The organism is Stappia sp. ABD4_338 (genome assembly GCF_056312175.1).
The window spans coordinates 3,603,206-3,626,330 of sequence record NZ_CM149982.1; the positions used below are offsets into that span (position 1 = coordinate 3,603,206).

A 23,125-nucleotide genomic window follows, 5' to 3' on the forward strand; every position below is an offset into this window, starting at 1 on the left:
CGGGAAAACTCCCCAAGGGAAGGTCCCACGCCCCGCATATGTGTCTGCGAGCACGGTAAAAAAACCGTGCCCGCAGGGAAAATCAGCCCTTGAGGACCTCGAGAAGGGTCTCGCCGAGCTTGGCCGGAGACGGGGAAACGCGGATGCCCGCCTCTTCCATCGCCGCGATCTTGTCCTCGGCGCCGCCCTTGCCGCCGGAAATCACGGCGCCGGCATGGCCCATGGTGCGGCCCGGAGGCGCCGTGCGGCCCGCGATGAAGCCGGCCATCGGCTTGCTGCGGCCCTTCTTCGCCTCATCCTTGAGGAACTGCGCGGCCTCTTCCTCGGCCGAACCGCCGATCTCGCCGATCATGATGATCGACTTGGTCTCGTCGTCGGCGAGGAACATCTCCAGCACGTCGATGAACTCGGTGCCCTTGACCGGATCGCCGCCGATGCCCACCGCCGTCGTCTGGCCGAGGCCGGCGTTGGAGGTCTGGAACACGGCCTCATAGGTGAGCGTGCCCGAGCGCGAGACGACGCCGACCGAGCCCTTCTTGAAGATGGAGCCCGGCATGATGCCGATCTTGCACTCTTCCGGGGTCAGGATGCCCGGGCAGTTCGGGCCGAGCAGGCGCGACTTGGACTTCTCCAGCTTCGCCTTGACCTTCACCATGTCGGCAACCGGAATGCCTTCCGTGATGCAGACGATGAACGGCACCTCGGCGTCGATGGCCTCGATGATCGCGGCCGCCGCGCCTGCCGGCGGCACGTAGATCACCGAAGCATCCGCGCCGGTCGCCTCCTTCGCTTCGCCGACGGTGGCGAAGATGGGAAGCGATGCGGCGGAATCGAGGCCGGAGGTCCAGCTCTCACCGCCCTTCTTGGGATGCACGCCGGCAACCATCTGGGTGCCGTAATAGGCCAGGGCCTGTTCCGTGTGGAACGTGCCGGTCTTGCCGGTCAGGCCCTGGACGATGACCTTGGTGTCCTTGTTGACGAGAATGGACATCTGTCATGTTTCCTTCGTTTTGGCAGCACGATTTCAAAACCACGCGCCTGCAACGGCGAACTAAGCCCGAATCCGAAGCTTCACGGATCCGTATCCACCCCGGGGCCGCCCTAGAGCGCCTTGTCCCCTGACGGAAAGATCTGCTCGTTCCTCACCACCGCAACCACAGTCCCGTCGACGACGGTGCAGGCAAAGCCTGGCCTCTTCGCTGTCTCCGGGTAGATCACCTCCAACGTACGGATCCAGTTGGTCGTCCGCAGGTTGTAGCCATGATGGTCGCCCGACACCTCGACCTGCCCGTACTTGAGGATCATCCGCTCGCAAGCGGAGAGTTCCTCCGGGGTCGGCTTGAAATCGCCGCACCCCGAGACGAGCACGCAGCCCAGAACCACGGTTCCGAGGGGGGCCGGGCGAAGCATCAGCCCTTCACGGCCTTGACGATCTTCTGGGCGGCATCGTCGAGATCATCGGCGGCGATGACGTTCAGGCCGCTCTCGTTGATGATCTTCTTGCCGAGCTCGACGTTCGTGCCCTCGAGGCGCACGACCAGCGGCACCTTCAGGCCGACTTCCTGCACGGCCGCGATCACGCCTTCCGCGATCACGTCGCAGCGCATGATGCCGCCGAAGATGTTGACCAGGATGCCCTTCACGTTCGGATCGGACGTGATGATCTTGAACGCCGCCGTGACCTTCTCCTTGGAGGCGCCACCGCCCACGTCGAGGAAGTTCGCCGGCTCCGCGCCGTAGAGCTTGATGATGTCCATGGTCGCCATGGCAAGGCCGGCGCCGTTCACCATGCAGCCGATGTCGCCGTCGAGCGCCACATAGGCGAGATCATACTTGGACGCCTCGATCTCCTTGGCGTCCTCCTCGGTGATGTCACGCAGCTCGACGATGTCCGGGTGACGGAACAGCGCGTTGCCGTCGAAGGACACCTTGGCGTCGAGGACGCGCAGGCGGCCGTTCTTCATGACGATCAGCGGGTTGACCTCGAGAAGGCTCATGTCCTTCTCGATGAAGGCCGTGTAGAGGATCGGGAACAGCTTCATGCCGTCGGCCCGCGCCTCGCCGGAGAGCTCGAGAGCGTCGCACAGCTTGCCGGCGTCGGCCTCGGTCACGCCCGTGTCCGGGTCGATGGCCACGGTGACGATCTTCTCCGGCGTCTCCTCGGCGACCGCCTCGATGTCCATGCCGCCCTCGGTCGAGACGACGAAGGCCGGACGGCCGACCGTGCGGTCGACGAGGATGGAGAGGTACAGCTCGCGCTCGATGTCGGCGCCGTCCTCGATGTAGAGACGGTTGACCTGCTTGCCGGCGTCGCCGGTCTGCTTGGTCACCAGCGTGTTGCCGATCATCTCGGCGGCGTGCGACTTCACCTCGTCGAGCGAGAAGGCGAGGCGAACGCCGCCCTTCGCGTCGGGGCCGAGTTCCTTGAACTTGCCCTTGCCGCGACCGCCGGCGTGGATCTGCGACTTCACCACCCAGAGCGGACCGGGGAGCTGCTTCGCGGCAGCCTCGGCCTCGTCGGCGGAGAAGATGGCAACGCCCTCGGCCACCGGGGCGCCATAGCCCTTGAGGACCTGCTTGGCCTGGTATTCGTGGATGTTCATGGGTGTGATCTCCCGTTTGGACGGCGCGTCATGCAAAGCGGGAGGCCCGAGGCCTCCCGCTCAATCATCACGCCAGCGCCGGCTGGATCTTCTTGCAGGCCTCGATCAGGCCGTCCACGGAGCTGACCGACTTGTCGAAGTTGGCCTTTTCCTCGCCCTCGAGCGAAATCTCGATGACGCGCTCGACGCCGTTCGAGCCGATCACGACCGGCACGCCGACGTAGGTGTCCTTGAGGCCGTACTGGCCATCCAGATGCGCGGCGCAGGGCACCACGCGCTTCTTGTCCTTCAGGTAGCTCTCGGCCATGGCGATCGCCGAGGCGGCCGGGGCGTAGAAGGCCGAGCCGGTCTTGAGCAGGCCGACGATCTCGGCGCCGCCGTCGCGGGTGCGCTGGACGATCTCTTCCAGGCGCTCGGCCGTGCACCAGCCCATCTTGACCAGATCGGTCAGCGGGATGCCGGCAACCGTCGAATAGCGGGTCAGCGGCACCATGGTGTCGCCGTGACCGCCGAGCACGAAGGCCGTGACGTCTTCCACCGACACGCCGAACTCCTCGGCGAGGAAGTAGCGGAAGCGCGAGGAGTCGAGAACGCCGGCCATGCCGACGACCTTGTTGGCCGGAAGGCCGGAGAACTTCTGCAGCGCCCAGACCATCGCGTCGAGCGGGTTGGTGATGCAGATGACGAATGCGTCAGGAGCGTGCTCCTTGATGCCCGCGCCCACCTGCTCCATCACCTTGAGGTTGATCTCGAGCAGGTCGTCGCGGCTCATGCCGGGCTTGCGCGGCACGCCGGCGGTGACGATCACCACGTCCGAGCCCGCGATCGCCTCATAGGAGTTGGCGCCGGAGAGCTTGGCGTCGAAGCCGTCGACAGGAGAGGATTCGGCAAGGTCGAGCGCCTTGCCCTGGGGCGTGCCTTCGGCAATGTCGAAGAGGACGATGTCGCCGAGTTCCTTCAGGCCGGCGAGGTGGGCGAGCGTGCCGCCGATCTGTCCCGCGCCGATCAAAGCGATCTTGTTCCGAGCCATATCCTATTGCTTCCCTTTACGTAAAATGGAGCATCGACCGTTCTGAACGGTCGCGCATGGCACTAAACCCTTTGCGCCCCCGGTGCAAGCTAATCGAAGGGCGCAACCGGCCCGGCGCGGGCTTACTCGGCGTCGCCCAGCCACGCCTCGGAGCGCATCTCGGTCAGCCGCGAGACCGTGCGCGCGAATTCGAAGGACTCGGTGCCGGTCGTCGCCACATAGAGGCCGTCCGGCTCGGTTTCCGCCGAAATCACGAGCTTGTTTCGCGTGTTGTAGAGCGTGTCGATCAGGTTGATGAACCGCTTGGCGGCGTTGCGCTGCGGCAGGTCCATGACCGGCACGTTCTCGATCACGAACGTATGGTAGGAATGGGCGAGCCGCTGGTAGTCGGCCGCGCCCAGGGGCTGCTCGCACAGTTCCTTGAAGGAAAACCGCGCGACGCCGGCGGCCGTGCGTTCCACCGGGATCACGCGCCCCTTGGCTTCCAGCTCCTCCCGGTGGGCGGGAAGCCCGTGGGTCAGCTTGCGCCACAGCGCGTCCACCGCCTTGTCGGCCTCCTCGCCCAGCGGGGTGAGGTAGAGCGGCGCGCCGGCCAGTTTCTCCATGCGGTAGTCGGTGCGCGCGTCGAGGCAAATCACGTCGACACGGGTCTTCAAAAGCTCCACGAAGCCGAGGAAATGCCCCCGGTTCAACCCATCCTTGTAGAGATCGTCCGGATCGACGTTGGAAGTCGCCACGACGACGACGCCAAGCTCGAACAAGCGCGTGAAGAGCCGCCCGAGAATCATCGCATCGGCAATGTCGGTGACGGCGAACTCGTCGAAGCACAGAAGCCGCGTCGCCTCGGCGAGGTCGGCGGCGACGGGAGGAATCGGGTCGTCGCCGGCGATCTTGCCGTCGCGGATCGCGGCGCGCGCCGCGTGAACCCGCTCGTGCACGTCGGCCATGAACTCGTGGAAGTGCACGCGGCGCTTCTTCCTCGTCACCGCGATGTCGAAGAACAGGTCCATCAGCATGGTCTTGCCACGCCCAACCTTTCCCCAAACGTAAAGTCCGCGCAGGGGCTCACCCGCGCCCTTGCGCTTGCCGAACAGCCAGCCCAGCGCGCTCTTCTTCGAGGCGGGACCGGTCTCGGCGAGACGCTCGTTCAGCCGGTCGAGAGCGGCGACGACCTCGGTCTGCGCGGCGTCGCGCTCGATCTCGCCCTCGGCAACCAGCGCCTCGTAGCGGCCGGCAACCGTATGCGCCAGCGGCGGTGTCCTGTTGGTGGAGGTACTCACGGGCGCGCACTCGCACCCGGCGCCGGGGCGAAAGCCCGCCGGCTCATGTCGACGTTCGGGACGGTCAAGGGAACCCCCTCGCGATTTGGCTTGATCCTGCCGCTGGATAGCGCGCATCCGCGCGACCGGCAAGGCCGGTGCCCGACCGGCACGGCCTCAGTCGTCCGCGGGCTCCGGGCGGCCGGCAAGCGGTGCGGCGAAGACCTCGTCCACCGGAACCTGAAGCGCGGTCGCCAGTCGGTTGGTCTGCGAGGCCATGCCGACGATGGCCAGGAGCTCGCCGAGCTCCGCCTCGCTCATGCCCCTGGCGCGGGCGGCGGCGGTGTGGGAGCGAATGCAGTACTCGCAGGAATTGGCGATGGAGACCGCCACATAGAGCATCTCCTTCACTTTGGGATCCAGGGCGCCCGGTCCCATCACCTCGCCGAGGCTCTCCCAGGTCCGCTTGAGAAGTGCGGGATCATTGGCGAGCACCCGCCAGAAATTGTTGATGAAATCGGTCTTGCGCGCGGCGCGGATGTCATCAAGGACGGCCTGCGCCGATGGCGCCATCTCCTCGTCCGCGAGCACTGGCCAGATGGACATGGCCTCCCTCCCCTTTTTCGGGTGGCCGGCCCCTTCCCGGCCCCATGTCATGTCCGGCCCCTCATGCCCGGCCCCGGAGGACCGGGCATTTGGTCAGCGATAGACCTGGATCGGCGCGCCGGTGACGGTGCGTCCGGAGAAGGTCTCCGCTCCGGTCGAATAGAGCTCGGCGACATTGGCGCCGCTCGCATCCTTCAGGATCACCTGCTTGCCCTGCAAGTCCCAGGCCGAAACCGTCTGCATCTGCGGCGTCGCGCAGCCGCGCGAATTCGCGCGGTAACCGCCGCTCCACTTGGTCAGCGTCATGAAGAGCTTGCAGTTGTCCGAACCGGAGGTGACGGACCAGCCGCCGAGCATGTCCGAGCGGCCGATTTCGCGGGCCGAGGCCGGAGGCGCGCTCGACTGCGGGTTCGCGGAGGCGACATCGGTGCCGGTTCCCGCACCGTCGATCGGGGCGCCTTGCGCGCCGGGCGCGATCGGCTGGCCGTACTGGTCGTACTGCTGGGCACCGCCCGGCGTGTTGTAGTCGGGGCCGAGAGGCTCCAGCGACTGGCTCGACACCGGCGCCGTCGGCGTGGCCGGCAGCGGCGCCGGCCGGTCGCCATAGCCGAGGCGCTGGCAACCGGCCAGGGCGACGGTCAGGCACAGCGCGGTCGCCAGGGGGGCGGTGGCGCGAACGGATCGGATCATCATCGGATACCCTTGTCGGTCTGTCGTGTCTCGGTCGTGTCGTGTCTCGGTCGTGGCGCCGGGCGCATCGGCCCTCGCGGCTCCACCCCTTGCGGTTTCGCCCGGGCGTCGCGTCCGCCGGGCGATCTGCCCACAAGTGTTAACCGTCTTGGTGACCAAAACGTTGACGAGGCGCATGAGGTTCAGCAGATTGGGACCAAATCATGACCTGACGCAAACGGAACCTGCCACGAGCGGCCCGCGCGCATACCCTTCGGGGCATTGGCGCGCACACGTTCATCGCCACGGTTCCGCCACAGCGGCGGGCGACACTGTGCATGTAACCAATCAGGTCTGGGGAGACCCGAGGAGCGGTGCCTTCAACGCCAGGAGCGCCGCATGTCCGACACCATCGCCATCACGCCGGAGCGTCCGGCAGAAACCGGGTACTACAGAAAACTCTCCTCCGCCGACCAGCATCTGTTCCGCGATCACCTTCTGCGCCTCGACCAGGACGCCCGCCGCGCCCGCTTCGCCATGCTGGCAAGCGATGCGTTCCTGCGTTGCTACGCCGAGACCAGTTTCTCGCTGGGCACGGTGATCCACGGCTATTTCGCCGGCGGGATCCTCAGGGCCGTGGCGGAACTGCGACCGCTGGGGGACGGCATGAGCGCGGAGGCCGCCTTTTCGGTCGAACCGGAGCTGCAACAGACCGGCATCGGAACCCGGCTCATGGAGCTGACCCTGATGGCGGCGCGCAATCGCGGCTGCCACCACATCCTCATGAACTGTCTGGCCACCAATCGCGCCATGCAGAAGCTGGCCCGCCGCTTCACCGACGATCTCACCTTCGAGATGGGCGACGTCGTGTGCCAGATTTCCTCGAGCCGGCCCTCCGCCTTCAGCCAGATCCGCGAGCAGATCTCCGACCTCTACGGTTTCATGGTGTCGCTTACGGAAGGACTGAAGCCCACGGGCCGCGCCTGAGCCCCTCCCCCCGGCTCAGGCAGCCGAGGGGGACACCTTGAGGAGCGGCAGGACACGGGGCAGAAACTGCCCCGTCGCCATGGCCTCGTCGATGGCCGCGCTCAGGCGGCGGAAGGCCAGGCGCAGGGCCTCGCGCCCGACGAGACTGCCGGTGGCGAGCTTTTCCATGCGCCAGTCGAGAAGGCGCGCGTCTTCGGGCCAGATCGGGCGGGTCGCATCGAGGGCGGCGGGCGTGAGGCCCACCACCACATCGGGCACCGGAGCCGCGGGCAGCGAGAACAACTCGAAGCTCTTGGGCTCCAGCGCCGCATCGTCGACACCAGCCTCGCCAAGAACGCGCGACACACCCTCCGCAAGCGCGGGAGCAGGTGCGAGACCGGCGGAAAAGGCGCGCACGCGGCCCTGCCCGGTCCGGTTCAGATAGGCCTCCGCCATGGGGCCAAGGCGGGCATTGTCATCGCACAGGAACAGAACCGTCGTCGGCATTTTCACTCCTCGCCGCATCTCACGCCGAATCGCCCCCGCCCAGCGCCACCGGTTCTAGGGGCGCTCGGAGACGGCACTGTGACGGCAACCGGACAGTCTTGTGGCAGACGGTGTCGCCCCCGACGGTCCGGCACCGCGCGCCAGAAAATGCGCGACACCTGGAAAAGTTCCCGCAAATCCGCGATTTACGAGATGTCCCGGAATTCAGTCGGACGAAAAGGCGTCGTAGGCGGCCAGCGCTTCCGCGCCATAGATCATCGACGGGCCGCCGCCCATGTAGACGGCGACGCCGATGGTCTCCATCACCTCCTGACGGGTGGCGCCGTATTTCGCCGCCGCCTTGGCATGATAGGCAAGGCAGCCGTCACAGCGTGCGGTGATGCCGATGGCAAGCGCGATGAGTTCCTTGGTCTTGCTGTCGAGCGCGCCCTCGCCGATCGCCGCGCGGGCGATCTCGTGAAACCCCTTGGCGACGCCCGGAATGCCGGCACGCACCTCGCCCATGCGCGCGTCCGTCTGGGTGATGAAGGATTGCCAGTCGCTGACAGCCATGTGACCTCTCCCCTTGTCGCCGCATGCGCGGCACGACCTGTGTGCCGCACCTCTATCGCTTCGCGCTGTCCGCGCGCCTTGCGATGGATCAAGGTTTCTCGGGAAAACGCAGCGGAATGCCGCCGGGCTTCCGCCTAGGGTGTGGTCAGGGCCAGAACCAGCGCCAGCCCGAGGCCGGAGACGAAAAGCCACGCGAAGCCGCCGAGCGCCAGAGGCCGCAGGCCTTCCGCCCGCAGCCGTGCGAGCCGGGTCTCCAGCCCCATGGCGGCGAGCGCCAGCGACAGCAGGAGGGTCGTGGCAAGGCGGACATCCTCGAGAAGCCCCTGCGGGAGCGCCACGGCGCTGTTCAGCCCAACCATGGCGAGAAACCCGAGCACGAACCAGGGCAGCGGCGGTCGCCCCGCCGACGCGCCTGCGCCATCGCCCCTGCGCATGAAGGCGAGGGAGAACACGAGCGGGGCCAGCAGCACCACGCGCGCCAGCTTGGCGATGGTCCCCGTGTGACCCGCCTCGTCGCCAACCTGGAAGGCCGCCGCCACCACCTGGGCCACCTCGTGGATCGTCGCGCCGCTCCAGAGCCCGTAGGCGACCTGACCAAGGTCCAGGGGCACCGCCAGCAGCGGATAGAGCAACATCGACAGGGTGCCGAAAATGGTCACGCAGGCAATCGCATAGGCGACTTCCTCGTCACGGGCGCGGGAGACGAGATCGGTCGCGAGAACGGCGGATGCGCCGCAAACGGCGGTTCCGGCGGCGATCAGTTCGGAAAGCGGCCGCGACACCCCCAGCCAGGCGCCGACACGCCGGGTGACGACAAAGGTCGCGACGAGGGTCACCACCACGATGGCGATGCCACCAACACCCAGCTCCGCGACCTGAGCGAGCGTGAGCTGCAGGCCGAGCAGAATGACCCCGAGCCGCAACAGCCGCTTCATGGAAAAGGCGATGCCCGGCAGCAGGATCCCGGGGAGCGGAACAAGGTTGCCGATGACGATGCCGGTGACGATGGACAACAGCAGCGGACTGAGCGCGCCGACGCCAAGCCGCTCGTGCAGGAAAAGCGCGCCGAGCGCAATCGCCAGCGTCAGGGCCAGCCCGGGAAGAACCGCCCCGACCTGTCGCAGGTGGCGGGAAGAGAGAGGGAAACGGGCAAGCGCGGTCATGCGGGAACTCATCGTCGTTGAAGCGGTCCGGGGCATTGAAGCGGCCGTGGGATGTCGGCCGGGCACCTCACCCTAGGACGACATCTTCAATCGACAAAACGCGTTATTCTTGTCATAATCATCCAACATATCGATTGATATCAGAATGCCTTTGCTTGACGCATCGCGCGGGCGGATCCGGCCAGCATCATGACCCTTGAACAATTGCGCATCTTCATCGCCGTGGCGGAGGTGCAGCACATGACGCGCGCGGCGGAAGCGCTCGGGCGCACCCAGTCGGCGGTCAGCGCCTCCATCGCGGCGCTCGAATCCCGTCACGGCGTGATCCTCTTCGACCGCGTCGGGCGGCGCATCGAACTGACCGAAACCGGGCGGCGCTTTCTCGGCGAGGCGCGCGGCCTGCTCGCCCGCGCGGCCCAGGCCGAACGGCTGCTCGACGGTCTCGGCGGCGACGTGTCCGGGACGCTCCACGTTCACGCGAGCCAGACGGTTGCCAGCTACTGGCTGCCGCCGTTCCTCGCCCGCCTGCGGGCCGCGCATCCGCGACTCGCCATCGTGCTGCGGGCCGGCAACACGTCCGACGTCGCCGAGGCCGTGCGACGGGGGCAGGCGGACATCGGCATCGTCGAGGGTGAGACGGAAGACGAGGACCTCACCGCCACGCAGGTCGGCGAGGACGCGCTGGTGCTGGCGCTCGCGCCCGGCCATCCGCTGGCGTCCGCCACGTCGGTGAGCGCTGGCGACCTTGCCTCCACGTCATGGGTCATGCGCGAGGAAGGCTCCGGCACCCGCGCCGCCTTCGAGCGGATCCTGACGCGTTTCGACCTGTCGGCCAACCGTCTCGACGTCCTGCTGGAGCTGCCCTCGAACGAGGCGATGATCGCCGCCGTGGCGACCGGCGAGGCCGCCTGCGTGGTCTCGCGGCTCGCCGCCGAGCCCGCCCATGCCGCCGGGCGCATCGCGCTCGTCGCCTTGCACGACGGGGACAGGCGCTTCACCGCCCTATCCCACCGTCAGCGCCACCCCACACCCGCCGCCGACGCACTCCTCGCCCTCATGCGCGAGACGGCGACGTCCACCCCTTGACCCGTGCCGACAAGGCGCGACAACGTCAGCACACCTGCCCACACGGAGCCGACACGATGCCTCTTGCCCTCTGGTGCGTTCTGATTGCCGCCCTTCTGCCATTCCTCTCGCTGCTGCCGGCCAAGTTCACCCGCGAGTTCGACAATGCCCGTCCGCGCGATCCCGAGTTCTGGAAGGACGGCTTCAGGGCACGGGCCAACGGCGCACACCAGAACGGCTTCGAGGCCTTCCCGTTCTTCGCCGTGGCGGTCATCACCGGCCTGTGGCAGGGCGGAAACGCGCAGTGGATCGACAGCCTCGCCGGGCTCTTCATCGGCGCGCGCGTGATCTATGTCTTCTGCTACTGGAGCGACCGGGCGACGCCGCGTTCCCTGGCCTGGGCCGTCGGCCTCTTCTCGACCATCGCGATCTTCACAAGTCCCGTGTGGAGCTGAGGAGGCGGTCGGCGTTTCCGCCCATTTCTGAGTGGAGTTCCGGCCACCGGAAGCACATGCCCTGACGACTCAGCCTTCCAACGCAAAGAGGCCGCCCTTCGGGGCGGCCTCTTTCGTCTGCTGGTACAAACAACGGATCGCGTGATCAGACGCGGCGTTCGACCATCATCTTCTTGATCTCGGCGATCGCCTTGGCCGGGTTCAGGCCCTTCGGACAGGCCTGCGAGCAGTTCATGATCGTATGGCAGCGATAGAGGCGGAACGGATCCTCGAGGTTGTCGAGACGCTCGCCGGTGGCCTCGTCGCGCGAGTCGATCAGCCAGCGGTAGGCCTGCAGCAGCACGGCCGGGCCGAGATAACGGTCGCCGTTCCACCAGTAGCTCGGGCAGGAGGTGGAACAGCAGGCACACAGGATGCACTCGTAGAGCCCGTCCAGCTTGACGCGATCCTCATGCGACTGGCGCCACTCCTTCTCCGGGGCCGGCGTCGTCGTCTGCAGCCAGGGCTCGATCGACCGGTGCTGGGCGTAGAAGCGCGTCAGGTCGGGCACCAGATCCTTGACCACCGGCATGTGCGGCAGCGGGTAGATCTTGACCACGTCGCCGGCAACCTCGTCCGTGCCCTTGGTACAGGCCAGCGTGTTGGTGCCGTCGATGTTCATGGCGCAGGAACCGCAAATGCCCTCGCGGCAGGAGCGGCGGAACGTCAGCGTCGGGTCGATCTTGTTCTTGATGTAGATGAGACCGTCCAGAACCATCGGGCCGCAGTCGTCGGCATCGACGAAATAGGTATCGATGCGCGGGTTGCGCCCGTCATCCGGGTTCCAGCGGTAGATCCTGTATTCGCGAAGGTTCGTCGCGCCCGCCGGCTTGTCCCAGACCTTGCCCTTGGCAACCTGCGAATTCTTGGGAAGCGTCAACTGCACCATATCTCGTCGCTCCGCGTGTTCCGGGTCCGGCCCTCAGGCCCGCCCTCCCTCGGGTCGTGAAGCCTCAAGCTCCAGGACCGTGTTGTCATCGGTCGCGCCCGTGGCGCGATAGCCAAGCCGGGCAAGGAGCGCGAGGCAGTCGTGCTCCCAATGCGCCCGGCAATTCGTCTCGATCATCACCACGCGCGGCAGGCGCGTGGCCTCCAGCCCGGCGAGATAGGGCGCCAGCACCCTGTCCTCGAAGCCCTCGACGTCGATCTTCAGGACGTCGACCCTCGCGATCCCCGCCTCGGCGAGGATGTCGGCGAGCGGCACGGTCGTCACGGGCCTCGCCCGCCAGTCGCCGGCCCATTCGCCGGTGGTCAGCTCCGGCACGAGCGTGGCGAAGCCGCAATTCGACGGCTCCGACCACAATGCCATCTCGCCATGCCGTTCGCCCACCGCCTTGCGCACGATCTCGACGCCGGCAAAACCGTTGGCCGCCACGTTGAAGGCCAGCCTGTCGGCGGTCGCCGGGTTCGCCTCGACAGCGAGAACCCTTGCCCCCGCGCGCGCCGCGGCCAGCGTGTGACTGCCGACGTTGGCGCCGACATCCACGAAGACACAGCCCTCGCGCAGATGCCGGGCCAGAAGCGCGTGTTCGCCGCGCTCCGGCAGCCGCCCCTTCGCCAGGATCTTCCGGTCGTCGTAGTTCGAGCCCGGATAGAGCCTGAACCGCAGGCCGTCGGCCTCGGCATCGAAAGGTCCCGCCCACAGGCGGGAGACCAGCGCGCGCACCCTCTTGCGAAGGCTCGCGGCAAGGTCGTGACGGTCGGCGAGCTTCCAGACGAAACGTTCCCACCCGCCGGCACGATAGGTGCCGAAGGGGGACGTCAGGTCCGGAACGAGCGTGGCCGTCATGACCGGGGCTCCTGTCGCAAGGGCCGGGGCGGGAGGGAAATTCCGGGGCAGGCCGACCTGACCCGCATCGCCCTTCCCGCCACGATCCTCAGTAGACGCGCGCCTTGGGCGCGATCTTCTTCGGGTCGATGCCGCCTTCGTCGATGGTCGTCAGCGGCTCGGTGACGACGGCGCGGTAGTCGAGCCTGACCTTGCCGGCCTCGTCGACCCAGGCAAGCGTGTGCTTGCGCCAGTTCTCGTCGTCGCGTCCGCCCAGCGGACCGTCCTTGTAGTCCTCTCGCGCATGCGCCCCGCGGCTCTCCTTGCGCGCCTCGGCGCCGTAGACCGTGGTGATGGCATTCGCCATGAGGTTTTCCAGCTCGAGCGTCTCGACCAGATCCGAATTCCAGATCATCGAGCGGTCAGTCACCTTGAGATCCGGCAGTTCCGACCAGATCGCCGAGATGCGCTGGCACCCCTGCTCCAGGCTCTCCTGGGTGCGGAAGACGGCGGCGTCCTCCTGCATGGCACGCTGCATCTTCTCGCGCAGGTCCGCCGTGGGGATCTTCCCGTCGGCATGACGCAGCTTGTCGAAGCGGGCCATGATCTTGTCGCAGGACGCCTCGTTCGGGGTCGGCACGGGGGCCTTCCGGTCGATGGTCTCGCCGGCGCGGATCGCGGCGGCACGACCGAACACCACAAGGTCGATCAGCGAGTTGGAGCCCAGGCGGTTGGCGCCGTGGACCGAGGCGCAGCCCGCCTCGCCGACGGCCATCAGGCCCGGCTGGATCGCGTTGGGATCGTCCTTGGTCGGGTTCAGCACCTCGCCCCAGTAGTTGGTCGGGATGCCGCCCATGTTGTAGTGCACCGTCGGCAGCACCGGGATCGGCTCCTTGGTCACGTCGACACCGGCGAAGATGCGCGCCGATTCCGAGATGCCCGGCAGGCGCTCGCCCAGGATGTCGGGATCCAGGTGGTCGAGGTGCAGGAAGATGTGATCCTTGTTCTTGCCGACGCCGCGGCCTTCACGGATCTCCATGGTCATGCAACGCGAGACCACGTCGCGCGAGGCGAGATCCTTGGCCGAGGGGGCGTAGCGCTCCATGAAGCGTTCGCCCTCGGAGTTGACCAGATAGCCGCCCTCGCCGCGCGCGCCCTCGGTGATGAGGCAGCCCGCGCCGTAAATGCCGGTCGGATGGAACTGGACGAACTCCATGTCCTGGAGCGGCAGGCCCGCACGCGCCACCATTCCGCCGCCGTCGCCGGTGCAGGTGTGGGCCGAGGTGGCGGAGAAATAGGCGCGGCCGTAGCCGCCGGTCGCCAGAACGACCATCTTCGCCAGGAAGCGGTGGATCGTGCCGTCATCGAGGTTCCAGGCGATCACGCCCTGGCAGACACCGTCCTCGGACATGATCAGGTCGAGGGCGAAATACTCGATGTAGAACTCGGCGTTGTGGCGCAGCGACTGGCCATAGAGCGTGTGCAGGATGGCGTGACCGGTCCGGTCGGCCGCCGCACAGGTGCGCTGCACGGGAGGGCCGTCGCCGAAATTCTGCATGTGGCCGCCGAAGGGCCGCTGGTAGATGCGGCCGTCCTCGGTGCGCGAGAAGGGCACGCCGTAGTGCTCCAGCTCGTAGACGGCCTTGGGCGCCTCGCGGGCAAGGTACTCCATGGCGTCGGTGTCTCCGAGCCAGTCGGAGCCCTTCACCGTGTCGTACATGTGCCACTGCCAGCTATCGGGCGTCATGTTCTGGAGGCTGGCGGCAATGCCGCCCTGAGCGGCGACCGTGTGCGAGCGGGTCGGGAAGACCTTGGTGACGCAGGCTGTCCTCAGGCCCTGCTCGGCCATGCCCAGCGTCGCGCGAAGTCCGGCGCCACCGGCACCGACCACGACCACGTCGTAGTGGTGGTCGACAAAGGAATAGGCTCGTTCAGCCATGTGTTCAGCCTCCGAAGCTGATCTTGAGAACGGCGAAGACCGACGCGAGGCCGATGAAAGCCGAGAAGAAGGTGTTGGCCATCAGCGCCAGGAACTTCGCGCCCTCGCCGTGGACATAGTCCTCGATGATGACCTGCATGCCGAGCTTCATGTGATAGATGGCGCTGGTCACCACGAGCAGCATGACGATCGCCACGAGCGGGTTCGACAGCGCCGATACCACGGTGGCGTGGTCGCCGCCCTGAAGCGCGATCACGAGAACGATGAAGAAGCTCATCAGGAAGACGTTGGCCACCGCGGTAACCCGCTGGCGCCAGAAGTGGGTGGTGCCGTCCCGGGCCGAGCCCAGACCGCGAACCTTGCCGAGCGGCGTGCGCATGTCGGTCATTGTCTTCTCCCTCAACGAACGGCGTAGCCGACGACCCACAGAAGGACCGTCACGACCACGGAAGCGACGATCGTCGCCTTGGCCATCCACTCGCGCGCCTCGCGCCCGAAACCGTAGCCCATGTCCCAGACGAAATGGCGCAGGCCGCCCAGCATGTGATGCACCAGTGCCCAGGTGAATCCGAACAGGACGAGCCGGCCGAGGATCGAGCCGTAGATGTCGTTGACCAGGGCGAAATAATCCGGCCCTGCTGCGGCGGCCACCAGCCACCAGGCGACCAGAATCGTGCCGAAGTAAAGCGCGCCGCCGGTGATGCGGTGCACGATCGACATGACCATGGTCATGATAGGCTTGTAGATCTGCAGGTGCGGCGAAAGCGGCCGGTTGTTCTTGATACCGACATCCGACATGGCGTGTCTCCTGTCTCCCTCGCCATAACGTTTACGTAAACGTTAGGCACATCAGGACCTTGTCTGGATGCCTTCTAGCGCCATCGCGGCGGCTCGTCAAAGCATCCTATCGGCTGACATGCCTGAAGGATGGAAGAAAGGAAGACGAGGTCAAGGTTCCACGCGTCGTGCTGACGTATAGGTTAACCGCTTGTGAAGGTGCACCATCATCACCGTCGCGAAGATGGGCGTGAGCAGGTTCAGGATCGGCACGGCGAGAAAGCCGGCGATCGCCAGGCCGCCCAGAAACACGGTCGTTCCATGGGCCTTGCGCATGGCGCGCGCCTCGTCCGGCGTGCGGAACCGCATGGCCGTGAACTCGAAGAACTCGCGCCCGAGCAGGTAGCCGTTCACCAGAAAGAAGGCGACGAGATTGATGCCGGGAACCAGAAGCAGCAGCAGCGCCAGGATATTGCCGAGGATGACGATGCCGGTGAACTTGATCGCCTGCGGCACGGCCTGGGCAAGCGGCAGGGCGCGACCGGGCGGATCGGCGGGATAGTCGTCGCGTTCCACCACCTCGGCGATATCGTCCTGCAGCAGGCCGGCGATGATCGCGGTAACGGGGGCGACGAGGAATCCGAGCAGGAAGATCGCGCCGATGCCCGTGAGCAGGCTCAACGCCGTTTCCAGCCAGGGATAGGGAAGCTGCACCAGCGTCGAGACCGCGCCGTTGAGGCCGAGCCACACGACGAAGAGCAGCAGCAGCGTGTAGCCGAGCGTTTTCCAGAAGATGGCCCGCAGGGGCGGCTCGAAGATCTGGGAAAGCGCGCGCAGCGCGGAAGACAGCATGGCGGGCGGGTTCCGGTTTCGGGTCGGGTCCTTCACGGGCCTCGGCCCGCCGGCCTCACGTAGGACCGCCGCGCGGCAAACGCAAGCGCCCGCCCGCGAGCGGGAGGCGTCAGCTCCGCCCTTCCGCCCAGTCGCGGATCAGCCAGTGGGCGATCGAAAGTTCGGGCGGCACCTTGAGCCCGTCGGGATGGGTGCCCGCGATCATGCTCAGCACCTCGTCCCGGGAGAACCAGCGGCAGGCGTCGAGTTCGGTCGCGTCCATGACGATCTCGCGCGTTTCGGCAATGCCGTGGCACCCCATCATCAGAGAGGCGGGAAAGGGCCAGGGCTGGCTGTAACGGTAGGTCACGGCGCCGACGACCACGCCGGCTTCCTCGTGCACCTCGCGGCGCACCGCCTCCTCCACCGTCTCGCCCGGCTCGATGAAGCCGGCAAGCGTGGAGAAGACGCCCTCCGGCAGGCGCGGTGGCCGGCCCATGAGGCAATCCTCGCCATGGGTGACGAGCATGATCGCGACCGGATCCGTGCGCGGGAAATGCAGCCCGCCGCAGGAAGGACAATCGCGGCGATAGCCGCCCTGGGTCATTTCCGACTTTTCGCCGCAGCGCGAACAGAAACGATGGGTGGCGTGCCAGTGCAAAAGGCTGCTCGCCTGCGCGAGAAGCCCCAGATGGCCGGTCGGGATCTCGCCGCCAAGCGCGAGCGCACGCATCTCGACGAGCGTGAACCCGGGATGCGCGACCTCGAACGCCTCCGTTTCGACGGGATCGCCGGCAAGGCCGACCCGCGCGGCGAAGACCGGCACGCCTTCCTCCGGCACATCTGCCCCGGCCATGCCGACGCTCGACGCATCGCCGAAGCCCAGCAGCACCATGTCCTCGGGATCGGCGCCGAAGGCATCGGCAACCGCGCGCGGATTGAGAATCTCCGGCGGCGTTCCCCCGGCGCGCACGACCACCCGCCCGGCACAGAACAGGACGAAACGGGCCGACGCCGCCTCGCGCCGCAAACGCACCCACTCCGCATCGCCGCGATGTTCCGAGCGACGCTCGAGCGGATTGCCGCAATAGGAGAAACCGTGGTGGAGGCTGGCGGAGGAGGTCATGCGGAAGGTCCCGGAATGGTCTGGCGAAGGCTGGAGGCGGGCAATGGAGGGCGGATCAGGAAGGGCGTCCCGGAGGGGCGATTTCAGGCGGGCGATTTCAGGCGGGCGGCGAGCGTGCGAGCAAGGGCCTCTCCCTTGCCGCGCGCCCAGGGCTCGGCAACACCCGAGCCCCACACGGGGCCCGGCCAGGCGGCATCACCGACGACACGGGCGATCACATGCACATGAAGCTGGGGCACCATGTTTCCAAGGCTGCCGACATTGATCTTGTCGCAGACCTCGAGGCTGTCGCGCAACGCATGGCTGGCGAGCGCGATCTCGCGCATCAGCGTCTCCCGGTCCGCCTCCTCGAGGTCGATGATCTCGGAGGCGTCGGCGCACCGGGGCACCAGAAGCAGCCAGGGAAACCGTGCGTCGCGCATCAGGCGCACGGTGCAGAGAGGCAACTCGCAGACCGGAAGACTGTCGCCTTCGAGGCGCTCGTCGAGCTTGAACACGGATGTGGCCATGCGATCCTCCCTGACTGGCCGGCCGGCATCCGCCGAACCGCGCCGGCACTATAGCCCTCAGGTCTGCCGACGCCAGCCCCGCGCGACGATGCGATTGCAAAGCCTTCAAGGGACGGCCAAAGTGCGCTGCGCGCGCCGCAGGGGGGCGGTTCACACGCGCGACTTCACGGGAGGAGCCTGACGAATGCTGCCAGAGGCAGACAGCTACGAGGCGCTCAGCGCCGCGTTTTCCTGGCACGTGCCGGAGCGCTACAACATCGGTCACGACGTCTGCGACAAGTGGGCCGGGATCGATCCCGATCGTGTCGCCATCGTTTCCATCTCCGAGGACGGCGTGCGCGAGGAGATCAGCTTCGCCGCCCTGCGCGCCCTGTCCAACCGCATCGCCAACCGGCTGGCGCGCGACGGCGTGCGTCCCGGCGACAGGGTCGGCGTTCTGCTGCCGCAGGCGGTGGAAACGGCCGCCACCCATATCGCCGCCCTGAAGCTTGGCGCGATCACAATTCCGCTCTTCACGCTCTTCGGCGACGAGGCCCTGTCCTTCCGGCTCGGCGACAGCGGCGCGAGGGCCGTCGTCACCAACACGCAGGGCGCGGAAAAGATCGCGCGGATCCGAGCCGACCTGCCGGATCTTTCCGTGCTGTACTCGATCGAGGGTCCGCATTCGGGCTCAGGCGCATCGGACCTGCACGCGGCGATTGCCGGGGAAAGCGAGGACTTCACCGTCGCGGACACCTCGCGCGACGATCCGGCCATCCTGATCTACACCTCCGGCACCACCGGCCAGCCCAAGGGCGCCCTGCACGCCCACAGGGTGCTTCCCGGTCACCTGCCGGGCGTGGAGATGAGCCACGACCTGTTCCCGCAGCCAGGCGACCGGATCTGGACGCCGGCGGACTGGGCCTGGATCGGCGGACTGATCGACGTTCTTCTACCGGCGCTTCATCACGGGATCACCGTCGTCGCGCGCCGCTTTTCCAAGTTCACGGCCGAAGAGGCCTTTCGCCTGATGGCGCGGGAGAAGATCCGCAACGCCTTCCTGCCCCCCACCGCGCTGAAACTGCTTCGCGCCTCCGGGTGCCCGCCGGAGGATGCACGCCTCTGCCTGCGCACGGTCGCCAGCGGCGGCGAGACACTCGGCGCGGAACTGCTGGACTGGGGTCGGGAGGTGCTCGGCGTCACCATCAACGAGTTCTACGGCCAGACCGAGTGCAACATGATCGTCTCCTCCTGCGCGGCGATCATGGAGCCGAGGCCGGGGCTGATGGGTCGCGCCGTGCCAGGCCACGACGTGCGGATCGTAGATACCGCCGGCCAACCCCTGCCCGACGGAACGCCCGGCCTTGTCGGCGTGCGCCGGGGCGATCCGGTCATGTTCCTGCGCTACTGGAACAACCCGGCGGCGACGGAAGCGAAATTCGCGGGCGACTTCCTGCTTACCGGCGACATGGGCGTGCGCGAGCCCGACGGCTTCCTGCGGTTCGTCGGACGTGACGACGACATCATCACCTCCGCCGGCTATCGCATCGGACCGGGCGAAATCGAGGACTGCCTGATCGGTCACAGCGCAGTCGCGATGGCCGGCGTCGTGGGCAAGCCCGACCCGGTGCGAACCGAGATCGTGAAGGCCTATGTCGTGCTCGCCGCGGGCCACGAGCCCTCGGACGACCTTGCCCGCGCGCTGCAGGAGCATGTGAAGACGCGACTCGCCGCCCACGAATACCCGCGCGAGATCGCCTTCGTGGACGCCCTGCCGATGACGACGACCGGCAAGATCATCCGCCGCGACCTGCGCGCAAGGGCGGCCGGGGAGACGGACGCGGGCTGAAAACCGACGGGGCGGCGGATGCCGCCCCCAAGTTTTTCCTTGCATCGGGCCGTCCGAATCCCGATATAGGGCGTCGGGAGGTTGGTGGTGGACGAGCCACTCGCCAACCGGGTCAGGTCCGGAAGGAAGCAGCCCCAACGAGTCGCGGCACGGGTCACCGTGCCAGCCTCCCACCCTCATATCTCCGTTTCACGTCTTCTCCCTGCCTTCACAACAGGGATCGCCGGTGCTCCACGCACCGGGGCGTTCCCTTGCGCGGCCATGCACAGGCGCGCGGGGAAATCTCCGCGACCCGGGAAATGCCCCCTCTACATCGGCCGCGCGGGCGGGTAATGTCGCGTCATGGACGGCCTCACCACATCCGACACGCCCGCCACGGAACCCGACGCGACGCGCGACGCCGGCTACCGGGTGCTTGCGCGCAAGTACCGGCCGAGCAGCTTCGAGGACCTCGTCGGTCAGGAACCGATGGTCCAGACGCTGCGCAACGCCTTCGAGACCGGACGCATCGCGCAGGCGTGGATGCTGACCGGCGTGCGGGGCGTGGGCAAGACCACGACGGCGCGTATCCTGGCGCGCGGGCTCAACTACGAGATCCCCGGCGAGATCGACCGTCCGACGGTCAATCTCGACAGGCTCGGCGTGCATTGTTCCGCGATCATGGACGGACGCCACGTCGACGTGATCGAGATGGATGCCGCCTCCCACACCGGCATCGACGACATTCGCGAGATCACCGACGCGGCGCGCTACCGGCCGGCTTCCGCGCGCTACAAGGTCTACATCATCGACGAGGTGCACATGCTCTCGAAGTCCGCCTTCAACGGACTTCTGAAGACGCTCGAGGAGCCGCCGGAGCATGTGAAGTTCATCTTCGCCACCACCGAGATCCGCAAGGTGCCGGTAACGGTGCTGTCGCGCTGCCAACGCTTCGACCTGCGCCGCATCGACGCGGAAAAGCTGGTCGGGTTGCTGCGCCGCATCTCGGAGGCGGAAGGGATCGACATCTCCGACGAGGCCCTGGCACTGGTCGCCCGCGCGGGCGACGGCTCGGCGCGCGATTCCCTGTCGCTGCTCGATCAGGCGATTGCCCATGGCACCGGTGCCGGCCACACCCGGATCGACGCGGACACCGTGCGCAACATGCTCGGTCTCGCCGACCGGGCACGGATCATCGACCTGTTCGAGAAGCTCATGGCGGGCGACGCCGCCGGAGCCATGTCCGAGTTCCGCGACCAGTATGACGTGGGCGCGGATCCCGTCGTGGTGCTCTCGGACCTTGCCGAATTCACCCATCTGGTAACCCGGCTCAAGATCCTGCCGGCAGCCGGCGACGAAGCCTCGGTGAGCGAGAGCGAGCGTCGGCGCGGGCGGGAGCTGGCCGACAGGCTTTCCATGCGGCTGCTGTCACGCACCTGGCAGATGCTGCTGAAGGGCATTGCCGAGGTGCAGGCCGCCCCCAAGCCACAGCTTGCGGCCGACATGGTTCTGGTGCGCATCGCCTATGCCGCCGACCTGCCGGACCCGGAGGAAGCGCTGAAGCTCCTGCGGGGCGGCGGAGCCTCCACGCTTGCCGCACAACTGCCCGCAGGCAGCCCCGCTCCCGCCGGGAGCACCGCACCCGCCGGGGCGCAAGCTCAGGGCCACGCGCCGCAAAGGGACACGGGCGTTTCCCACACCTCCCATCCCGGCGGCGGCGAGACCATGCAGGCCGGTGCGTCGCGCATCGGCAATGCCGCCTCCCCTCCGTCTTCCGTCTCGTCGGCATCGCCGGTCTCCTACCAGGAGCAGCCGGGGTCCGGCGCGCGCCTGCAGGTCGTGGGCGGACGCGACGCCGCCGTTGCGCGCGCCGCACGGCCCGATGAGGAAGAACGGCCGCAGGTGGCGGACAATGTGCCCGAGCCGGCGGTGCGCCTCGCATCCCTTGCCGACTGCGCGGCCCTGGCTGCGGAAAAGCGCGATATCCGCCTCAAGGTCGATATCGAGCGGCACATGCGTCTCGTTAACTTCGAGCCGGGGCGCATCGAGTTCCAGCCCGCCAACGGCGCGGATCAGGATCTCGCCGGACGGCTGGGACGCAAGCTCGGCGAGTGGACGGGAATGCGCTGGATCGTCAGCGTATCGCGCACGCAGGGACGCCCGACGCTTCACGAGGAGCGCGAGGCGAACCGCCACCAGATGGTGTCCGATGCCAAGGCCGAGCCTGCCGTCGCCGCGCTTCTGTCGGCCTTTCCCGGTGCCAAGGTGGTCGACGTGCGCGTTGCCGCCCTTGAGGACGAGGCCGCCGGTCTGGACGCTCCCGGTCTTGACACGGACCCCGGCGAGGACGACATCGACCCCGATTTCTGAAAACGGCCGCGCCGCATGGTTCGCCGACGGCGCGCCTAACGGTCCGACACGGCCAGACGGCCAGCATGGAGACGTCCGATGGACATCATGAAGATGATGAAGCAGGCGAAGCAGATGCAGGAGCGCATGGGCTCGCTGCAGGAAGAGATCGCCGACCTCACAGTGGAAGGCAGCGCCGGCGGCGGCATGGTCAGCGTCACGCTCTCCGGCAAGGGCGAGATGAAGGGGCTGCGGATCGATCCCTCGCTCGCCAAGGCGGACGAGGTGGAGATCCTCGAGGACCTGATCCTCGCGGCGCATCAGGACGCCAAGACCAAGGCCGAGGCGCTGCTGCAGGAAAAGACGCAGGAGATGATGGGCGGCCTCGGCCTGCCCCCCGGCTTCAAGATGCCGTTCTGAGGATTTCATGGCCAATCGCGCGGTTGCCGGCGCCGAGGTCGAGAAGCTGATCCAGCTTCTCGCCAGGCTGCCGGGGCTCGGCCCCCGCTCGGCGCGGAGGGCCGCCCTTCATCTCATCAAGAAGAAGGACCAGCTCCTGATTCCGCTCGCCCAGGCCATGGGCGTCGCGGTGGAGCGCGTGACCGTCTGTTCGACATGCGGCACGGTGGACACCTGCGATCCCTGCACGATCTGCGCCGACCCGCGCCGTGACGACCACACCGTGGTCGTGGTGGAGGACGTGGCGGATCTCTGGGCGCTGGAGCGGGCCGGAGCCCTCAACTGCCGCTATCACGTGCTTGGCGGAACGCTGTCGCCGCTCGATGGCGTGGGGCCGGACGACCTCACCATCGACAAGCTCGTGGAACGTGTGTCGCAGGGCGGCGTGACAGAAGTGGTTCTGGCGGTCAACGCCACCGTGGAAGGCCAGACGACCGCCCATTTCATCACCGACCGCCTGCGCGGGATGGACGTCAAGGTGACCCGGCTGGCCCACGGCGTGCCGGTCGGCGGCGAGCTCGACTATCTCGACGAGGGCACGCTCGCCCAGGCGCTCAAGGCCCGCACCTCCTTCTGAGGCACCGCCCCTCCCTTGCGGCCCTTATGCGGCGGCCTCCCGGGATGCTAGGGTGTGACACACCGGTGC

At 67.3% G+C, this 23,125-nt stretch carries 25 protein-coding genes and 1 other RNA gene; 8 read left to right on the forward strand and 18 right to left on the reverse strand.

Going from position 1 to position 23,125, the window contains the following annotated elements:
• Window positions 1–82: 82 nt before the first annotated feature.
• From sucD to ACYX4S_RS16205, 7 genes are all read right to left on the reverse strand, one after another.
• Window positions 83–991, reverse strand: coding sequence for a succinate--CoA ligase subunit alpha (gene sucD, locus ACYX4S_RS16175; RefSeq protein ID WP_422067642.1), 909 nt, complete (start codon window positions 989–991; stop codon window positions 83–85).
• 110 nt (window positions 992–1,101) lie between these two features.
• Entirely contained in the window at window positions 1,102–1,410 is a 309-nt protein-coding gene (locus ACYX4S_RS16180) for a hypothetical protein (protein WP_476360946.1), read from the reverse strand.
• A complete protein-coding gene (gene sucC / locus ACYX4S_RS16185) occupies window positions 1,410–2,603 on the reverse strand; it encodes an ADP-forming succinate--CoA ligase subunit beta (RefSeq protein ID WP_476360947.1) in 1,194 nt (397 codons plus the stop codon). Before sucC ends, ACYX4S_RS16180 begins: the two co-directional genes overlap by 1 nt.
• Before the next feature lie 67 nt (window positions 2,604–2,670).
• Window positions 2,671–3,633 carry a malate dehydrogenase gene (gene mdh / locus ACYX4S_RS16190; RefSeq protein ID WP_293719181.1) on the reverse strand — a complete coding sequence of 321 codons (963 nt, stop codon included), beginning with the start codon at window positions 3,631–3,633 and terminating at the stop codon, window positions 2,671–2,673.
• Between the two features lie 122 nt (window positions 3,634–3,755).
• Window positions 3,756–4,913: a cell division protein ZapE gene (gene zapE / locus ACYX4S_RS16195; RefSeq protein WP_422067639.1), complete on the reverse strand. Its 1,158-nt coding sequence runs from the start codon at window positions 4,911–4,913 to the stop codon at window positions 3,756–3,758.
• Between the two features lie 156 nt (window positions 4,914–5,069).
• Window positions 5,070–5,498 (reverse strand): carboxymuconolactone decarboxylase family protein, encoded by a 429-nt coding sequence (locus ACYX4S_RS16200; RefSeq protein ID WP_476360948.1) that lies wholly within the window; start codon window positions 5,496–5,498, stop codon window positions 5,070–5,072.
• A gap of 93 nt (window positions 5,499–5,591) precedes the next feature.
• Window positions 5,592–6,191 (reverse strand): AprI/Inh family metalloprotease inhibitor, encoded by a 600-nt coding sequence (locus tag ACYX4S_RS16205; RefSeq protein ID WP_476360949.1) that lies wholly within the window; start codon window positions 6,189–6,191, stop codon window positions 5,592–5,594.
• A 375-nt stretch (window positions 6,192–6,566) separates the two neighbouring features.
• On the opposite strand from ACYX4S_RS16205, the gene ACYX4S_RS16210 reads away from it, so the two are divergent.
• Entirely contained in the window at window positions 6,567–7,154 is a 588-nt protein-coding gene (locus tag ACYX4S_RS16210) for an N-acetyltransferase family protein (protein ID WP_476360950.1), read from the forward strand.
• 15 nt (window positions 7,155–7,169) lie between these two features.
• Here the strand turns inward: ACYX4S_RS16210 and ACYX4S_RS16215 are convergent, their stop codons facing one another.
• The 3 genes from ACYX4S_RS16215 to ACYX4S_RS16225 all read right to left on the reverse strand — a co-directional run bounded on the left by ACYX4S_RS16215 (window position 7,170) and on the right by ACYX4S_RS16225 (window position 9,355).
• Window positions 7,170–7,640: an arsenate-mycothiol transferase ArsC gene (locus ACYX4S_RS16215; RefSeq protein ID WP_476360951.1), complete on the reverse strand. Its 471-nt coding sequence runs from the start codon at window positions 7,638–7,640 to the stop codon at window positions 7,170–7,172.
• Window positions 7,641–7,844: 204 nt separating this feature from the next.
• Window positions 7,845–8,192 carry a carboxymuconolactone decarboxylase family protein gene (locus tag ACYX4S_RS16220; protein WP_476360952.1) on the reverse strand — a complete coding sequence of 116 codons (348 nt, stop codon included), beginning with the start codon at window positions 8,190–8,192 and terminating at the stop codon, window positions 7,845–7,847.
• Window positions 8,193–8,326: 134 nt separating this feature from the next.
• On the reverse strand, window positions 8,327–9,355 hold the full coding sequence (locus ACYX4S_RS16225) for a YeiH family protein (RefSeq protein WP_476360953.1): 1,029 nt from the start codon (window positions 9,353–9,355) through the stop codon (window positions 8,327–8,329).
• A gap of 189 nt (window positions 9,356–9,544) precedes the next feature.
• Between ACYX4S_RS16225 and ACYX4S_RS16230 the strand changes: the two genes are divergently transcribed.
• Both ACYX4S_RS16230 and ACYX4S_RS16235 read left to right on the forward strand, forming a co-directional pair.
• Window positions 9,545–10,441: a LysR substrate-binding domain-containing protein gene (locus ACYX4S_RS16230; protein ID WP_476360954.1), complete on the forward strand. Its 897-nt coding sequence runs from the start codon at window positions 9,545–9,547 to the stop codon at window positions 10,439–10,441.
• A gap of 56 nt (window positions 10,442–10,497) precedes the next feature.
• Window positions 10,498–10,875 carry an MAPEG family protein gene (locus tag ACYX4S_RS16235; RefSeq protein ID WP_293719198.1) on the forward strand — a complete coding sequence of 126 codons (378 nt, stop codon included), beginning with the start codon at window positions 10,498–10,500 and terminating at the stop codon, window positions 10,873–10,875.
• A 145-nt stretch (window positions 10,876–11,020) separates the two neighbouring features.
• Here ACYX4S_RS16235 and ACYX4S_RS16240 read toward each other — a convergent pair whose 3' ends face one another.
• From ACYX4S_RS16240 to ACYX4S_RS16275, 8 genes are all read right to left on the reverse strand, one after another.
• Window positions 11,021–11,803, reverse strand: a complete 783-nt coding sequence (locus ACYX4S_RS16240) for a succinate dehydrogenase iron-sulfur subunit (RefSeq protein WP_293719200.1) — start codon at window positions 11,801–11,803, stop codon at window positions 11,021–11,023.
• A 33-nt stretch (window positions 11,804–11,836) separates the two neighbouring features.
• Window positions 11,837–12,703, reverse strand: a complete 867-nt coding sequence (locus ACYX4S_RS16245) for an FkbM family methyltransferase (protein WP_476360955.1) — start codon at window positions 12,701–12,703, stop codon at window positions 11,837–11,839.
• Window positions 12,704–12,791: 88 nt separating this feature from the next.
• Entirely contained in the window at window positions 12,792–14,621 is a 1,830-nt protein-coding gene (gene sdhA / locus ACYX4S_RS16250; protein WP_293719203.1) for a succinate dehydrogenase flavoprotein subunit, read from the reverse strand.
• Window positions 14,622–14,625: 4 nt separating this feature from the next.
• Entirely contained in the window at window positions 14,626–15,009 is a 384-nt protein-coding gene (sdhD, locus tag ACYX4S_RS16255; protein ID WP_293719204.1) for a succinate dehydrogenase, hydrophobic membrane anchor protein, read from the reverse strand.
• An 11-nt stretch (window positions 15,010–15,020) separates the two neighbouring features.
• On the reverse strand, window positions 15,021–15,419 hold the full coding sequence (sdhC, locus tag ACYX4S_RS16260) for a succinate dehydrogenase, cytochrome b556 subunit (protein WP_293719206.1): 399 nt from the start codon (window positions 15,417–15,419) through the stop codon (window positions 15,021–15,023).
• Window positions 15,420–15,569: 150 nt separating this feature from the next.
• Window positions 15,570–16,250, reverse strand: coding sequence for a sulfate transporter family protein (locus tag ACYX4S_RS16265; protein ID WP_476360956.1), 681 nt, complete (start codon window positions 16,248–16,250; stop codon window positions 15,570–15,572).
• A gap of 109 nt (window positions 16,251–16,359) precedes the next feature.
• The gene (gene nudC / locus ACYX4S_RS16270; RefSeq protein ID WP_476360957.1) at window positions 16,360–17,355 is read right to left on the reverse strand and encodes an NAD(+) diphosphatase; all 996 of its coding nucleotides are present in this window, start codon (window positions 17,353–17,355) and stop codon (window positions 16,360–16,362) included.
• Window positions 17,356–17,438: 83 nt separating this feature from the next.
• Entirely contained in the window at window positions 17,439–17,864 is a 426-nt protein-coding gene (locus tag ACYX4S_RS16275) for an HIT domain-containing protein (RefSeq protein ID WP_476360958.1), read from the reverse strand.
• Between the two features lie 184 nt (window positions 17,865–18,048).
• Here ACYX4S_RS16275 and ACYX4S_RS16280 point away from each other — a divergent pair, with 184 nt between their 5' ends.
• The 5 genes from ACYX4S_RS16280 (at window position 18,049) to recR (ending at window position 23,056) form a co-directional block, all read left to right on the forward strand.
• Window positions 18,049–19,692, forward strand: a complete 1,644-nt coding sequence (locus ACYX4S_RS16280) for an acyl-CoA synthetase (RefSeq protein WP_476360959.1) — start codon at window positions 18,049–18,051, stop codon at window positions 19,690–19,692.
• A 76-nt stretch (window positions 19,693–19,768) separates the two neighbouring features.
• Window positions 19,769–19,866: signal recognition particle sRNA small type (gene ffs, locus ACYX4S_RS16285), an RNA gene on the forward strand.
• 168 nt (window positions 19,867–20,034) lie between these two features.
• Complete coding sequence (locus tag ACYX4S_RS16290; protein WP_476360960.1) at window positions 20,035–22,041, forward strand: DNA polymerase III subunit gamma/tau; 2,007 nt, start codon at window positions 20,035–20,037, stop codon at window positions 22,039–22,041.
• Window positions 22,042–22,119: 78 nt separating this feature from the next.
• Window positions 22,120–22,440, forward strand: a complete 321-nt coding sequence (locus ACYX4S_RS16295; RefSeq protein WP_293719217.1) for a YbaB/EbfC family nucleoid-associated protein — start codon at window positions 22,120–22,122, stop codon at window positions 22,438–22,440.
• Window positions 22,441–22,447: 7 nt separating this feature from the next.
• Window positions 22,448–23,056, forward strand: a complete 609-nt coding sequence (recR, locus tag ACYX4S_RS16300; RefSeq protein WP_293719219.1) for a recombination mediator RecR — start codon at window positions 22,448–22,450, stop codon at window positions 23,054–23,056.
• Window positions 23,057–23,125 lie beyond the last annotated feature (69 nt).